The sequence below is a fragment of the Sphingobium cupriresistens LL01 genome (assembly GCF_001046645.1).
Taxonomy (GTDB): domain Bacteria; phylum Pseudomonadota; class Alphaproteobacteria; order Sphingomonadales; family Sphingomonadaceae; genus Sphingobium; species Sphingobium cupriresistens.
This window is the reverse complement of sequence record NZ_KQ130434.1, coordinates 662,759-677,463: the sequence shown is the minus strand read 5'-3', so window position 1 is coordinate 677,463 and position 14,705 is coordinate 662,759. Positions and strand designations below refer to the sequence as shown.

Annotated in this window: 15 protein-coding genes; 10 read left to right on the top strand and 5 right to left on the bottom strand. The window is 65.3% G+C overall.

Going from position 1 to position 14,705, the window contains the following annotated elements:
- Positions 1 to 21 precede the first annotated feature (21 nt).
- Both V473_RS03300 and V473_RS03295 read left to right on the top strand, forming a co-directional pair.
- On the top strand, positions 22 to 468 hold the full coding sequence (locus V473_RS03300) for an NfeD family protein (protein ID WP_066600560.1): 447 nt from the start codon (positions 22 to 24) through the stop codon (positions 466 to 468).
- Positions 469 to 720: 252 nt separating this feature from the next.
- Positions 721 to 2,604 carry a DUF885 domain-containing protein gene (locus V473_RS03295; RefSeq protein ID WP_066600557.1) on the top strand — a complete coding sequence of 628 codons (1,884 nt, stop codon included), beginning with the start codon at positions 721 to 723 and terminating at the stop codon, positions 2,602 to 2,604.
- A gap of 55 nt (positions 2,605 to 2,659) precedes the next feature.
- Here the strand turns inward: V473_RS03295 and V473_RS03290 are convergent, their stop codons facing one another.
- The 3 genes from V473_RS03290 to V473_RS03280 form a co-directional block, all read right to left on the bottom strand.
- Positions 2,660 to 3,478: a ferredoxin--NADP reductase gene (locus V473_RS03290; RefSeq protein WP_066600555.1), complete on the bottom strand. Its 819-nt coding sequence runs from the start codon at positions 3,476 to 3,478 to the stop codon at positions 2,660 to 2,662.
- Between the two features lie 183 nt (positions 3,479 to 3,661).
- Positions 3,662 to 3,973, bottom strand: coding sequence for a hypothetical protein (locus V473_RS03285; RefSeq protein ID WP_066600552.1), 312 nt, complete (start codon positions 3,971 to 3,973; stop codon positions 3,662 to 3,664).
- A 115-nt stretch (positions 3,974 to 4,088) separates the two neighbouring features.
- Positions 4,089 to 5,690, bottom strand: coding sequence for a phosphoenolpyruvate carboxykinase (locus V473_RS03280; RefSeq protein ID WP_066604929.1), 1,602 nt, complete (start codon positions 5,688 to 5,690; stop codon positions 4,089 to 4,091).
- A gap of 275 nt (positions 5,691 to 5,965) precedes the next feature.
- On the opposite strand from V473_RS03280, the gene V473_RS03275 reads away from it, so the two are divergent.
- From V473_RS03275 to V473_RS03250, 6 genes are all read left to right on the top strand, one after another.
- The gene (locus V473_RS03275; RefSeq protein WP_066600551.1) at positions 5,966 to 6,670 is read left to right on the top strand and encodes a response regulator transcription factor; all 705 of its coding nucleotides are present in this window, start codon (positions 5,966 to 5,968) and stop codon (positions 6,668 to 6,670) included.
- Positions 6,639 to 8,240: a sensor histidine kinase gene (locus V473_RS03270; protein ID WP_066600549.1), complete on the top strand. Its 1,602-nt coding sequence runs from the start codon at positions 6,639 to 6,641 to the stop codon at positions 8,238 to 8,240. The genes V473_RS03275 and V473_RS03270 overlap by 32 nt, the downstream gene beginning before the upstream one ends.
- Before the next feature lie 65 nt (positions 8,241 to 8,305).
- Positions 8,306 to 8,743, top strand: coding sequence for an HPr kinase/phosphorylase (locus V473_RS03265; protein ID WP_066600547.1), 438 nt, complete (start codon positions 8,306 to 8,308; stop codon positions 8,741 to 8,743).
- The gene (gene rapZ, locus V473_RS03260; RefSeq protein ID WP_066600545.1) at positions 8,740 to 9,672 is read left to right on the top strand and encodes an RNase adapter RapZ; all 933 of its coding nucleotides are present in this window, start codon (positions 8,740 to 8,742) and stop codon (positions 9,670 to 9,672) included. The genes V473_RS03265 and rapZ overlap by 4 nt, the downstream gene beginning before the upstream one ends.
- Positions 9,673 to 9,694: 22 nt before the next feature.
- The gene (locus tag V473_RS03255) at positions 9,695 to 10,099 is read left to right on the top strand and encodes a PTS sugar transporter subunit IIA (RefSeq protein WP_066600542.1); all 405 of its coding nucleotides are present in this window, start codon (positions 9,695 to 9,697) and stop codon (positions 10,097 to 10,099) included.
- The gene (locus V473_RS03250; protein WP_066600539.1) at positions 10,096 to 10,368 is read left to right on the top strand and encodes an HPr family phosphocarrier protein; all 273 of its coding nucleotides are present in this window, start codon (positions 10,096 to 10,098) and stop codon (positions 10,366 to 10,368) included. Before V473_RS03255 ends, V473_RS03250 begins: the two co-directional genes overlap by 4 nt.
- A 341-nt stretch (positions 10,369 to 10,709) precedes the next feature.
- On the opposite strand, the gene V473_RS03245 is transcribed toward V473_RS03250, so the two are convergent.
- Complete coding sequence (locus V473_RS03245; protein WP_066604923.1) at positions 10,710 to 11,822, bottom strand: AI-2E family transporter; 1,113 nt, start codon at positions 11,820 to 11,822, stop codon at positions 10,710 to 10,712.
- Positions 11,823 to 11,952: 130 nt separating this feature from the next.
- Between V473_RS03245 and V473_RS03240 the strand changes: the two genes are divergently transcribed.
- The gene (locus tag V473_RS03240; protein WP_066600536.1) at positions 11,953 to 12,750 is read left to right on the top strand and encodes a TrmH family RNA methyltransferase; all 798 of its coding nucleotides are present in this window, start codon (positions 11,953 to 11,955) and stop codon (positions 12,748 to 12,750) included.
- 122 nt (positions 12,751 to 12,872) lie between these two features.
- On the top strand, positions 12,873 to 14,156 hold the full coding sequence (locus V473_RS03235; protein WP_082678963.1) for an MFS transporter: 1,284 nt from the start codon (positions 12,873 to 12,875) through the stop codon (positions 14,154 to 14,156).
- Here V473_RS03235 and V473_RS03230 read toward each other — a convergent pair.
- Positions 14,149 to 14,664, bottom strand: coding sequence for a GNAT family N-acetyltransferase (locus tag V473_RS03230; protein WP_066600532.1), 516 nt, complete (start codon positions 14,662 to 14,664; stop codon positions 14,149 to 14,151). The genes V473_RS03235 and V473_RS03230 overlap by 8 nt on opposite strands.
- Between the last annotated feature and the right edge of the window lie 41 nt (positions 14,665 to 14,705).

Here is a 14,705-nt window from a genome sequence, read left to right as displayed (position 1 = left end):
GCGTAATCGGACCATCCACCCATGACTGCCACTCTCTCCCTGCTCCAGGATCATTGGGGCTGGCTGGTCTTCGCGGCCCTGCTGGGCATTGCGGAGGTGATGATCCCCGGCGTCTTCCTGATCTGGATCGCGATCGCCGCCGCCATCACCGGCCTCGTCGCGCTCGCCCTGCCGATCGCGCTCCCGCTCCAGTTCCTGCTCTTCGCAGCGCTCAGCATCGCGGCGGTCTATGCCGGCCGCCGCTGGTATGTCGACAATCCGGTCGCCTCCACCGATCCCCTCCTCAACGACCGCACCGCCCGCCTGATCGGCCAGATCGTGACGGTCGTGGAACCGATCGTCGGCGGCGAAGGCCGCGTCAGGGTCGGCGACAGCGTCTGGACCGCCACCGGCGCGGATGCGGACGCTGGCGCCAGGGTGCGGATCGTGGGCGCGGACGGGACGATGCTGCGGGTGGAGGGGGTTTAGGCGGATTTGCCGCCATCCGACGTCCTATTTCCATTCTCCGGAGGCGGTCGTTCGTTCAGGTTCAGGCGCTCTTTCCGGCGCCTATTTGCGACATCGACGCCGCCGGTTCGTGACCCGCAAAAAGGCGTCGGCCAGAATGGTGTGAACTTCGCAGGCTTTTCGCACGCGCCACGACGGCCGCAAATAAACTGCCATATGCCCAGCGAAAATATGCCAAGCTGACCGCAACGATCTACCGGAGACCCACATTCCATGCGCACCAATCGCCGCGATTTCCTGGCCGCCGGCGCGTCCGCCCTCAGCCTGACCGCCCTCCCCGCCCGCGCCGCCGCCGGCCCGGACGCCGCCGCGCAGGCGCTGCTCGCCGACATGGCCGAAGCGATGCTGGCCGATGCCCCGGAAACCGCCAGCGGCCTGGGCATCGACACCGGCGCACGCGCCCCGCTCAAAAGCCGCCTCGGCAACAAGACGCCCGCCGGCCAGGCGCAGATCGCCGCGCATGTAAAGGACCGCCTCGCCCGGCTGCGCGGCATCGATCTCGCGCCGCTCTCGCCCGCGACCCGCATCGATGTGGAGGTGGTCCGCACCGCCCACAACACCGCGGCGGAAGGCTTCGCCTTCCCCTTCGGCGACATGGCGATCATGAACAGCAACTGGTCCTACCGCAACAGCCCCTATGCGGTCGCCCAGAATACCGGCAGCTTCGTGGAAACCCCCGATTTCCTCGACAGCAACCATGGCGTCAAGGACGCAGCCGACGCCGACGCCTATCTCGCCCGCCTGTCCGCCTATGCCGCGAACCTGGCCGGCGAAACCGAGCGGTTGAAGCATGACGCCGGCATCGGCGTCACCGCCCCCGCCTTCCTGCTCGACAAGACACTGGGCCAGATGAAGGCGGTGCAAGCGCTCCCCCTCGACCAGTGGGTGCCGGTCGCCTCGCTCGCCCGCCGCACGAAGGACATGCCCGGCGATTATGCCGCGAAGGCGCAGGCCATCGTCCATGATCAGGTCGCCCCCGCCCTCGCCGCCCAGGTTGCCGAACTCACCCGCCAGCGCGCCACCGCGACGATGGACGCGGGCGTGTGGAAACTGCCGCAGGGGGATGGCTATTATGCTTGGGCGCTCAAGGCCGGGACCACCACGACCATGGCGCCCGACGAGGTCCATAGGCTCGGCCTCGACCAGCTCGCCGCGCTCCAGTCCGAAATGGACGGGCTGCTCGGCAAGCTCGGCATGACCAAAGGCACGGTGGGCGAACGCATGACCGCGATGGGCAAAGACCCGCGCTATCTCTTCCCCAACGACGACGCCGGCCGGGCGCAGATCCTGTCCTTCATCGACGGCCGCCTCGCCGACATCCGCACCCGCCTGCCCCGCGCCTTCGCGACGCTGGTGCCCGCAAAACTGATCGTCAAGCGCGTGCCGGTGGAAATCGAAGCGGGCGCGCCCGGCGCCTATGCCGGGGCCGGGTCGATCGACGGCTCGGTGCCCGGCAACTATTATATCAACCTGCGCGACACCAGCATCTGGCCGCGCTACGCGCTGCCGACGCTCTGCTATCATGAAGGGATTCCGGGCCATATCTGGCAGGGCGAATATAGCTATAAACTGCCGCTGATCCGCTCGCTCCTCGCCTTCAACGCCTATAGCGAAGGCTGGGCGCTCTATGCCGAGCAACTGGGCGACGAACTGGGCGCCTATGACGGCGATATCGCCGGGCGGCTGGGCTATCTCCAGTCGATCGCTTATCGCTGCTGCCGCCTCGTGGTCGACACCGGTCTCCACGCCAAGCGCTGGACCCGCGACAAGGCGATTCACTGGTTCGCCACCACCAACGGCTCGACGGTCGAGGATGTTCAGGGCGAAGTCGACCGCTACTGCGCCTGGCCGGGCCAGGCCTGCGGCTACAAGGTCGGCCATGGCGAAATCGTCCGCCTGCGGGCACAAGCGCAACAGGCGCTGGGCGACAGGTTCGACTTCCGCCTGTTCAACGACGCCGTGGTCAAGAGCGGCGGCGTCCCAATGACCGTGCTGGGCCAGAGCATCGACGTCTGGGTGGCGGAACGGAGGAGGGCGCAATCAACAGCCTCGCTACATGTTCCCGCGCGGAAACACGCAACGCTATTACCCATATGAAAAAGGGCCGGAGGATCACTCCCCCGGCCCTTCCCTATTATCGCTGCGTCAGCCTTTACCCGACGAACGCCCGCTCGATCACGAACTGCCCCGGCGCCGCATTGGAGCCTTCGGTAAAGCCCTGTTCCTCGAAATAAGCCCCGAACTGCTTGATCATCTCCATGCTGCCGCACATCATGATCCGGTCGGTTTCGGGATCGAACTTCGCCGCCCCCGGAATCCCCTCGAACAGCGCGCCGCTCTCGACCAGCTTGTCGATCCGCGCGGTATGGCCGTCGAACGGCTCGCGGGTCACGGTCGGCACATAATGGAACTGGTTAGGCGCCTGCTCCGATACCAGCGGGTCTTCCGACCATTTGCCTTCCATCTCGTCGCGGAAGGCCAGGTCGCTCACCCGGCGCACCGAATGGACCACCACGACCTGCTCGTAAAATTCATACACGTCCGGGTCGCGCGGCAGGCTCAGGAACGGGGCGAGGCCCGTGCCGGTCGACAGCATGAACAACCGCTTGCCCGGCAACAGCGCGTCGGTCACCAAAGTCCCGGTCGGCTTGCGACCGAGGTATATCTGGTCGCCCGGCTCGATCTTCTGGAGCTTGCTGGTCAGCGGCCCGTCCTGCACCTTGATCGACAGGAACTCGATCTCTTCGTCCCAGGCGGGGCTGGCGATCGAATAGGCGCGCAGCAGCGGCTTGCCATTGTCGCCCTTCAGGCCGATCATGATGAACTCACCCGACCGGAAACGGAAGCTTGCCGGCCGCGTGATACGGAAGCTGAACAGATGCTCGTTCCAGTGCTTCACAGACAGCACGGTTTCCACGGAAAGCGCGCCGGTGGGTTCCAAAACCGGCTTTTCGATCGTCTCGTCGGTCAACAGTCTATCCTTGCACTACGCAAAGCACCGCAGTTGGGCGATGTTTCTTGCGGATCGCTCGCAATAATATTGAAGCCCGCGAATGGCCCGTCCACCGTGCGAAGGCAAGGCCAAAAAAACTTGGGGAGCATAAACCTGCTACCGGCAGGGCGCGCGTTTTCGCAGACACCCCCAGCCGCCTGGTCAGCCAAACAGGCCCTTGGCGATGCCGCCCAGTTCGTTCATCGGATTGCCGTCGCCATCCTTGTCGAAAAAGCCGCCCAGCTTGCCCAATATCGCTTCCGGCCCGCCGAACGTGCCGAGCAATTCCTGCAACTTGTCCGCCGATACGCCGTGTTCGGCCGCGGTTTCGGCCAGCGCCGACACGCTGGTTTCGCCCGACCCGATCTTGGCGCTGATCTCGCTCATCAGGCCCTGCATCTGCTCAGGCGTGACGCCGATCTGCGCCGCAATGGCTTCCAGCCCGCCCATTTTGCCAATCAGATTCTCGAACATGCCCGCAACTCCCGCATGAAGGTTGGCGTGCAGAATAGCAGCTTGCGCCCTTAACCCAAAGCAAAAGAGCCGGAGGATCGCTCCCCCGGCTCTTTGCGCAGTCTGTCGTCGTGGATCAGGCGGCGACCAGCGCCGCGTCGCGCACGCCGTCATCGACATGGTCCACGAACTGGGCGAAATTGTCCACGAACGCCTTCACCAGCGTCGCGGCGGTCGCGTCATAGGCTCCCTTGTCCGCCCACATCGCGCGCGGGTCGAGGATGGTCGGCTCCACGCCATTGACCGCCACCGGCACGTCGAAGCCGAAATTCGGATCGGTGCGGAATTCGGCCTGGTTCAGGCTGCCGTCGAGCGCCGCGTTCAGCAGCGCGCGCGTCACCTTGATCGGCATCCGCTTGATCCCCGGCATGGTCGCCTTGCCGCCCGCCCAACCGGTATTGACCAGCCAGCAGGTGACGCCGCCCTTGTTGATCCGCTCTTTCAGCAGATTGCCATAGACGGATGGATGACGCGGCATGAACGGCGCGCCGAAGCAGGTCGAGAAGGTCGCGGTCGGCTCGGTCACGCCAATTTCTGTCCCCGCGACGCGCGCGGTATAGCCAGACAGGAAGTGATACATCGCCTGTTCCGGGGTCAGCCGGGCGATCGGCGGCAGAACGCCATAAGCGTCGGCGGTCAGGAAGATGATATTCTTGGGCACCGGACCCAGATTCTTCTCCGACGTGTTCGGGATGAAATCGATCGGATAGGAACCGCGGCTATTCTCGGCCAGGCTGTTGTCGTCCAGGTCGATCTCGCGAGTCTCCTCGTCGATCACAACATTTTCCAGCACCGTGCCGAACCGCTTGGTCGTGGCGAAGATTTCAGGCTCGGCTTCGGCCGACAGGTTGATCATCTTGGCATAACAGCCGCCCTCGAAATTGAAGACCGCCGTGTCCGACCAGCCATGCTCGTCATCGCCGATCAGCGTGCGGCTGGCGTCGGCCGACAGCGTCGTCTTGCCGGTGCCGGACAGGCCGAAGAAGACCGCCGTGTCGCCGTTCGCGCCGATGTTGGCGGAACAATGCATCGGCATCACGCCCTTGGTCGGCAGCAGATAGTTGAGGATGCCGAAGACCGACTTCTTCATCTCGCCGGCATAGGCGGTGCCGCCGATCAGGATCAGCTTCTCGGTGAAATTGACCGCGACCACGGTTTCGCTGCGGCAACCATGGCGGGCCGGATCGGCCTTGAAGGTCGGCAGGTCGATGATCGTATATTCGGGCGCAAAGCTGCTCAGTTCCTCTGCGCCGGGACGCACGAGCAGGGTGCGGATAAATAGATTGTGCCAGGCGCGCTCGTTGATGACGCGCACATTGACGCGATGTTCGGGCTGCGACCCGCCGAACAGGTCAGCGACATAGAGCGTGTCCTTCTCGCCCAGCGCCTTGAAGAAATCTTCTTTGAGCGCGGCGAAATGGTCGGGCGTCATGCCGCGATTGGTGTCGCCCCACCAGACGGTCGATTCGGTTTCGGCGTCCCGGACGATGAACTTGTCCTTGGCGCTGCGGCCGGTATGCTTGCCGGTCTTGACGACCAGCGGGCCGTCCTTGGACAATATGCCCTCGCCATTACGAACCGCCGCTTCGACCAGCGGCGCCGTGCCCAGATTCCAGAACTGGGTGGCATTGGTCTTGATGCCCTGGTCGGCCAGGGTGATTGAGGATTTGGCCTGCACGCCTTTGCTCCTGAATATGTTGTGCTCGTATCGCGTCATTCGTCTTGTTCGCGACCGATCCGCCCCTTGGGCGCCGCTTATATCGCACGGCGTCCCTTGCTGCTGACAATCAAAGGCATAGGGCTTTGCGCCGAAAGCGTCAAATCCCCGTGCGCAGCGATATGTCTCGAATTTCATCACCTCTGTCAGTGGAACCGCCGCCCGCCTTCCTTGCGAGCCCGGCCGCCATGGTCTAACGCTCCTTCCATCCCCCTTTCACGACCATGGGACACCGCATGACCGCAACCATCGCCCTGGTGGATGACGACAAGAATATCCTGACATCGGTGTCGATCGCGCTGCAGACCGAAGGTTTTCTGACGCGCATCTATTCCGATCCCGAAAGCGCGCTCAAGGCGCTGCTGGACAACCCGGCCGACCTCGCCGTCTTCGATATCAAGATGCCGCGCATGGACGGGCTGGAACTGCTCCGCCGCCTGCGCGAAAAGAGCCAGATGCCGGTCATCTTTCTGACGTCCAAGGCGGATGAGCTGGACGAAGCGCTGGGCCTCGCCATGGGCGCCGACGATTATATCGCCAAGCCCTTTTCCCAGCGCCTGCTGCTGGCGCGCATCCGCGCCATCCTGCGCCGCGCCGAGGTCAGCAAGATCCCCGACGCCCCCGACCAGCCGGTCGCCGACCCGATCATCCGCGGCCGGCTGGAAATGGACCCGGCGCGCCACCGGGTGAAATGGAACGGCCAGGACGTCACCCTGACGGTCACCGAATTTCTGATCCTGGAAACCCTTGCGCAGCGGCCCGGCGTGGTCAAGAACCGCAACCAGTTGATGGACGCCGCCTATCAGGACGACGTCTATGTCGACGACCGCACGATCGACAGCCATATCAAGCGGCTGCGGCGCAAATTCCGCGAGGTGGATTCCGACTTCAATGCAATCGACACCCTCTATGGCGCCGGATATCGTTTCTCGGAGGAATGAAGGCGGCGATGCCGGGTTGCGCTGGTCTGGCCGGATCAGCCTCACCCCGCGCATCCTGGCCGTCAACGTCTTCGCGCTGGCGCTGCTGGCGGGGGGCTTCTTCTATCTCGACAGTTATCGCACGCGCATCGTCGACGCCCGGCTGGAACAGTCCGCGCGCGAATTGAAGCTGCTCGCTATCGGCCTCGAAAATGCGCCTGCCGACCGGCACGATGCGCTGATCGCCGCCTATTCGCGCCAGACCGGCGACCGGGTGCGCCGCTATGCGGCCGGCGGCGGCCTGATCGCCGACAGCTTCGCCATGGATGCGCCGCGCTACCGCCTGCGCTTGCCGTCCGAAGAGGAATGGCAGCGCCATGTCGCCCGTTTCCTCGACAAGGCGGTGGACCGGATCGTGTCGGCCGATCGGCCGCCCGACTTCATCGAGCCTACGGTCGACCGCGCCGAGGCCTGGCCCGAACTGCTGCTGGCCCGCAAGACCGGCCAGCCGCAGGCGATGAACCGCTACGCCCCCGACCGCACCTTCATGATTTCGGCCGCGACGCAGGTGCGCGACGGCACGGCGTTGTTGGCGACCGAAAACGCTCGCGACATCACCCGCATCGTGCGCGCCGAACGGCTGCGCCTGGGCATGGTGCTGGCCGTAGCGGCGCTCGCCTCGGTGCTGCTCTCGCTGTTCCTGGCGCGCACCATCGTCCGCCCGCTCCAGCGCCTCGCCCGCGCCGCCGTGCGGGTGCGCCTCGGCCGCGCGCGCGAAGTCACCGTGCCGCGCCTGCCCGAACGACGCGACGAGATCGGCATGTTGGCCCGCGCCCTGTCCGACATGAGCCACGCCCTGCGCCAGCGGATCGACGCGACCGACGCCTTCGCCGCCGATGTCAGTCATGAACTCAAAAACCCGATCGCCTCGCTGCGCTCCGCCCTCGACGCGCTCGACCGGGTCGGGGCGGAGCGGCCCGACCTGCGCGACCAGTTGATGGCCATCGCTCAGGACGATGTCCGCCGCCTCGACCGTCTCGTCACCGACATCGCCGAAGCCTCGCGCGTCGATGCTGAACTGTCCCGCACCCGATTCGAGCCGATCGACCTTGGTCTCCTCATCGAACGGATGGTGATCGCGCGCGAAGCGCGCGGCGTGCCGCGCGGCGTCCGCCTCGCCTTCGCCCGTCCGCGCAAGGATGTCGCGGTGGTGCTGGGCGAGGAAGGGCGGCTGATCCGCGTGCTCGACAATCTGATCGACAACGCCATCTCCTTCTCCCCCGACGGCGGCCTCGTCCAGATCATCGCCACCGTCGCCGACCATGAAGTGCTGGTCAGCGTCGAGGATGAAGGGCCAGGCGTCCCGCCATCCGAACGCGAGCATATCTTCCGCCGCTTCCACAGCGTCCGCCCGGAAGGAGAAGCGTTTGGCAAACATTCGGGCCTGGGCCTCGCCATCGCCCGCTCGATCATCGAAGGGCATCAGGGCAAGATCGGCATCGGCGACCGGGAAGACGCGCAAAGCGGCGCCCGTTTCATCCTGCGCCTGCCTATGGCGGTGGAGCGCGATCCGGGCATCGTTTCGGAATAGGACGAAAGGCCGTCCCAGCGGCATTTCCATCACGACCAACACAGGTTAAGAGGGGTGTCGGGGATATGGCGCGCGCACTTTCATCAGAGACGCTCCACGCAACGAGCGTGGCCATTGCTGGCCGTGTCGTGCTGCTGTGCGGCCCCAGCGGCAGCGGCAAGTCCGACCTCGGCCTGCGCCTGATCGACCGTGGCGGCATCCTCGTCAGCGACGACTATACGCTGGTCAAACGCATCGACGGCCGACTGGTCGCCACCGCCCCCGACACGATCCGGGGCAAGATGGAAGTGCGCGGCCTCGGCATTATCGCCCTGCCCGTGGCGCAGGATGCGCCGGTGGCCCTGCTCGCCGATCTGTTCGACATTGTGGACCGTATGCCTCTGGAGCCGCTGTTTCGCGCCGTCGCGGGCATTGACGTGCCCGTCATCAAGATCGCCCCGTTCGAAGCCTCCGCCCCGATCAAGGTCGAACTCGCGTTGAAATCCCTCGGATTTGCGCCATGACCCCGCCCAAGACCATTCTCCTGCTCTCCGGTCTGTCGGGCGCGGGCAAGACCACTGCGCTCAAGACGCTGGAGGATATGGGCTGGGAAGTCGTCGACAACCTCCCCCTCGTCCTGCTCGACCGGCTGCTCGACACCCCCCTGCCCGCGGGCCATGCTGGCGCGGACGAGCGGCCGCTGGCGCTGGGCATCGATGCCCGCACCCGCGATTTCGACGCCAACGCCATCGTCCAGCGGATCAAGGCGATGCGCGAACGCCATGGCCATGACATCGAAACCCTGTTCCTCGACTGCTCCGGCACCGAACTGGAACGCCGTTTCGCTGAAACCCGCCGTCGCCATCCCCTCGCGCTCGATCGCCCGGCCGCCGACGGCATCGCCCGCGAACGCGAACTGACCGAACCGCTGCGCCGCTGGGCGACCCAGGTGATCGACACCACCGGCTTCACCAGCAACTCGCTACAGCAGGAAATTCGCAGCCGCTTCTCGCGCGAACGGCTGTCGGACCCGGTCCTGACCATTCTCTCCTTCGGCTTTTCGCGCGGCGTGCCCCGCAATGCCGACCTGATGTTCGACATGCGCTTCCTGCGCAATCCGCACTGGGACGCCGACCTGCGGCCCAAGACCGGGCAAGACCCGGACGTCGCCGCGTATATCCAGGCCGATCCCGCCTATGAGGAAGCGGTCGGCAAGATCGAGGACCTGCTCGCCACCCTGCTGCCGCGCTATTCGGAAGGCGGAAAGGCCTATATCACCGTGGCCTTCGGCTGCACCGGGGGCAAGCACCGCTCCGTCCATGTGGCGGAACGTGTCGCGAACTACTTGCAAGATGCGGGCTTTTCGCCCACGGTCTTGCACCGCAATATTGAATTGACGCCCCAGGATAGTCTGGAGAAGCGCCGTCCGGGAGGCCCGAAAGCAATATCATGAAGCAGGTGGGCCGCAGAAGCACATGATTGGACTCGTACTCGTCACCCATGGGTCGCTGGCGACCGAATTTGTCGTAGCCATGGAACATGTTGTCGGCCCCCAGCAGCAGATCGAAACGATCTGCATCGGGCCGGAAGACGACATGGAACTGCGCCGCGCCGACATCGCGACGGCGGTCGCCCGCGTGCAGGACGGATCGGGCGTGATCCTGCTGACCGACCTGTTCGGCGGCACCCCCTCCAACCTCGCCATCTCGCTGCTGAAAGCCGGCGAGATCGAGGTGATCGCGGGCATCAACCTGCCCATGCTCATCCGCTTGGAAAGCGCGCGGAAGGTGATGGACGTGCGCGCCGCGGTGGCCGCCGCGCGCGAAGCCGGGCAGAAATATATCAGCGTCGCGTCGGAACTGTTGGGCAGCACCACATGAATGAAGTCAGCCAGTTAGTCCGTATCAGCAACAAGCGCGGCCTCCACGCCCGCGCCAGCGCCAAATTCGTGACCCTGGCCAGCGGCCTGCCCGCCGACATCCTGGTGAGCAAGGACGGCAACCATGTCACCGGCACGTCGATCATGGGCCTGATGATGCTGGGCGCCGCGATGGGCGATCATATCACGATCAAGGCCACCGGACCCGAAGCCGCCGATTCGCTGGGCAAGCTGGTCGGCCTGGTCGAGGACAAGTTCGGGGAAGAGTGAGGCTGCGGTTGTTGGGGATGGGGTGATTTCCTGTCATCCTCCTCCCTTTACAGGATGGGTGGCGAGCGCAGCGAGCCTGCAACCCTCACGCCAAAGCCGCCCCTGCCAAACTCCTTCCGATGTAGGATTTTATCTGATCTATCCTGAAAGATGGGCCAGCCCCGCCGCGCGCTGCCCCAGCGCCCGTCGCGCGGGCGTCGCGTCACTGGCGCGTCCGCGTGACCCATCCGTTACGCAACAGCATCGTCGCCATGGCCCCAGCCTTACGTTACCGTGGTTTTACCGGCACTATCGCCCGATTAACCCGACAACGGTGTGAACTTCGCCGTGACGCGCAATGGTCACCCCTCCGCCGCGCTCCGCATCCGCGTGAAGATATCCCAGGTCGCGATGAACAGGGCCGCGATCACCGGGCCGATGACGATGCCGTTGAAGCCGAACATCTCCAGCCCGCCCAGCGTCGATATCAGTACGACATAGTCGGGAATCCGCGTCTCGCGCCCCACCAGGATCGGGCGCAGCACATTGTCGACCGACCCGATCACCAATGCGCCGCACGCCACCAGCACGCCCCCCTGCCAGATCGCCCCTGTCGCAAACAGATAGATCGCCACCGGCACCCAGACGATCGCTGTGCCGACCGCGGGCAACAAAGACAGCGCGCCCATCAGCACGCCCCACAGCAACGCGCCCTCTATGTCGAGCGCCCAAAAGACGATGCCCCCGATCAAGCCCTGCACGATGGCGACGACAATGCTGCCCTTGATCGTGGCGCGGATGACGACCACGAACTGATCGATCAGCGCCTGGCGCTGGCTGGCGCGCAGCGGCGCCGCCGCCGCGATGCGTTGCGACAGCAATTCCCCGTCGCGCAGCAGGAAATAGGTCAGGTACAACATGACGCCCAGCGCCACGAAGAAGCTGAACGCGCTCTGCCCGATCTGGAACGCCTGCGCCGCCAGCGTGCGGAAACTGCTGGTCACGCCCTTGGTCACCATATCCTGCGCCGCATAGAAATTGGTCAGGCCCAATCGCCGCAAATAGGGCGTCGCCCAATCGGGCAGCGCCGCCAGCACCTGCCCGAACAGCCGCACGAAATTAATCTCGCCCGACTGGATCTTGGCATAGAAATAGGCCCCTTCCTGCAACAGCGCCGCACCCAGCACGAAGGCCGGGACGATCACCACCCCCAGGATCAGGAACAGGGTGATGAGCGCCGCGCCATTGCGATGCGTGGGAATGGCCGACAATATCTGCCGGTTGAGCGGCGCGAACAGGATCGCGGCGATCACGCCCCACAGCACGGCGGCGAAGAAAGGCTCGATCACCAGCGCGAACGCGATGGACACGACCAGCACGACGCCCAGGAAAAATCCGTCCTCGATGCGGGGCGAGACATGCAGCGGCGGCACCGGGGCAGGCGTGACGGGTGGCGGGGGTGTTTTGGCGTCCATCGGCGACCCTTCGCAAAATTCGCGATTCAAATCCATCGTGGAAGATGCGCATCGGCTTCCCCCTGTCCTTTTCACCTTTCCATGGCTAAGGAAGCCGCTTCCTTCCGCTCATTTGGGACCAGCGACAGACGTGGCACGCGAGATCACCGGATTTTCCAACCCGCTGGTGAAGCGCGTCCGCAGCTTGCGGGAAAAAAAGCATCGCAAGGCCGAGGGACTGTTCCTGGCCGAAGGGCTGCGCATCCTGACCGAAGCGCGCGAGGAAGGCGTGCTCCCCGAAATGCTGTTCCACGCCGGCTCCACCCATCCCCTGGCGCTGGACCTGATCGACGCGATGGACGCGACCGGCGGCGACGTCATCGAAACCACGCCCGACATCCTGTCCAAGATCAGCGGCAAGGACAATGCACAGGCGGTGGTCGGCGTCTATCGCGACCGGCTTACCCCGCTCGACAGGCTGGACCGTACCAAGGCGGACATCTGGATCGTCGCCCAGTCGCTGCGCGATCCCGGCAATCTCGGCACGATATTGCGCACGGGCGACGCGGTCGGCGCGGGGGGCCTGATCCTGATCGACGATTGCGTCGATCCCTTCTCGGTCGAATCGGTGCGCGCCTCCATGGGGGCGCTCTTCACCCAGTCGATCACCCAGGCGCGCTGGGGCGAATTCATGCACTGGCTGCGGCAGGGACCGGGCGAACTGATCGGCACCAGCCTGAAGGCGACGCAGGACTATCAGGAACCAACCTATCAAAGCCCCAGCTTCCTGCTGGTCGGCAACGAAGCGCAGGGCCTGCCGGAAAGCTATGAGGCGGAATGCGACATACTGGTCAAGATGCCGATGCTGGGCAAGGCGGACAGCCTGAACGCCGCCGTCGCCACCGCCGTCATGGCCTATGAATTGTTGAACCAGAAGCGACGACGATAATATCACGCCGTTCCCGCGCAGGCGGAAACCATCTCCCGACCTTGCGGCAAGGACAGCGCAGGAGATGGATTCCCGCCTGCGCGGGAATGACAAAGAAAAGAAGCGACAGGGGGCGAACGGGCATGACCAACACAAGCGGCATCGGGGAAATGTGGCGGCACAAGCGCGTGCTGTCGGCCAGCCTGATCGGCACGGCAGTCGAATTTTACGACTTCTACATCTACGCCACGGCCGCCAGCCTGATCTTCCCCTCGCTTTTCTTCCCCTCCTCTTCACCCTCGGCGCAGTTGATGGCTTCCTATGGCAGCCTCGCCCTCGCCTTCTTCGCCCGGCCGGTGGGCGCGGCAGTGTTCGGCCATTATGGCGACCGGATCGGGCGCAAGGCCACTTTGGTCGCCTCGCTAATGCTGATGGGCGGCTGCACGCTGCTGATCGGCTTCCTGCCCACCTATCAAATGATCGGTTACTGGGCGCCGCTGATCCTGTGTCTGTTACGCTTCGGCCAGGGCTTTGGCCTCGGCGGCGAATGGGGCGGCGCGGCGCTGCTGGCGGTGGAGAATGCCCCGCCGGGCTGGCGCGCGCGCTTCGGCATGTTCCCGCAACTGGGCGCCCCGGTCGGCTTCATCGCCGCCAACGGCCTGTTCCTGATCCTGGGTGCCTTCCTGACCGACGAAGACTTCTTCGCCTGGGGCTGGCGCCTGCCCTTCCTGGGCAGCGCGGTGCTCGTGATTCTCGGCCTCTGGGTCCGCCTCAAGCTGACCGAAACCCCGGAGTTCGCCGCCGCGCAAAAGGAAACCCCACCGCCCGCCGTGCCGCTGGCGACCCTCCTCTCCTCGCACCTCGGCGCGGCGATCGCCGGCACCTTCGCCTGCGCCGCCTGTTTCGCCGTCTACTATATCGCGACCGCCTTCGCGCTCGGCTACGGCACCACCGCGCTCAGGATCGACCGCAGCAGCTTCCTCGCCATCCAGTTAGGCGCGATCCTGTTCATGGCGATCAGCATCGTCATCGCCGGCTGGTGGGCCGATCGCACCAGCCCCACAACCGCACTGGCCTGGGGCTGCGCGGGCACGGTGGCGATGGGCCTCGTCTTCGGCCCGCTGATCGGCACGGGCGCGCTGTTGCCGATCTTCGTGGCGCTCAGCCTGGCGCTGTTCGTCATGGGCTTCATCTACGGCCCGCTGGGGGCCTACCTCCCCGCCCTCTTCCCGATCCAGCTACGCTATACCGGCGCGTCCTTTGCCTTCAACCTGGGCGGCATTGTCGGCGGCGCGCTCGCCCCGATCGTCGCCACTTGGCTGATCGGCGCACAGGGCGTCGCTTGGGTCGGCCTCTACATGTCGGCGGCCGCGCTCCTCAGCCTCGTCGGTCTCTGGTTCACCAGCCGGACGTCCGCGATCAGATAGGCTTGCGCATCAGCAGCATCGGCACGCCGCTATCCTCGAACGGCCGCACCCCCTCGAACCCGAAACTGCGGTAGAGCGGCACCCCGGCCATCGTGCCGGTCAGTTCCAGCGCGGCAAAGCCCTCCCCCTTCGCCGCCGCCTCGCACAGCGACAGGATCAGCGTGCCCACGCCTTTGCGCACATGATCGGGGTGGGTGTACATCGCCCGCACTTTTGCCGGCTCGGTCGCCGGGTCAAGCAGCCGGTCGTCCCGCCCCGCGCTATGATTGCCGCCATAGGGTGTCGCCCGACGGCTCCACCCGCCGCATCCGGCGATGGCGCCCGCATCCTCGATGACGAAATAGGTGCCGTCCGCGATCAGCCGGCTGTCCAGCCCCATGAAGGCGTGACTGGCCGCCACCTGATCGGGCGTCAGATAGGCCGATTGCAGATGTTCGATAGCGCGGGTCATCAGCGCCGACAGGCGCGGTTCGTCGGCCAGGATGGCGAGGCGATGGGTTAGAGGCATGGCTATGTCCTGCAACGAAAACGGCCGATCCTGCAAGGGAC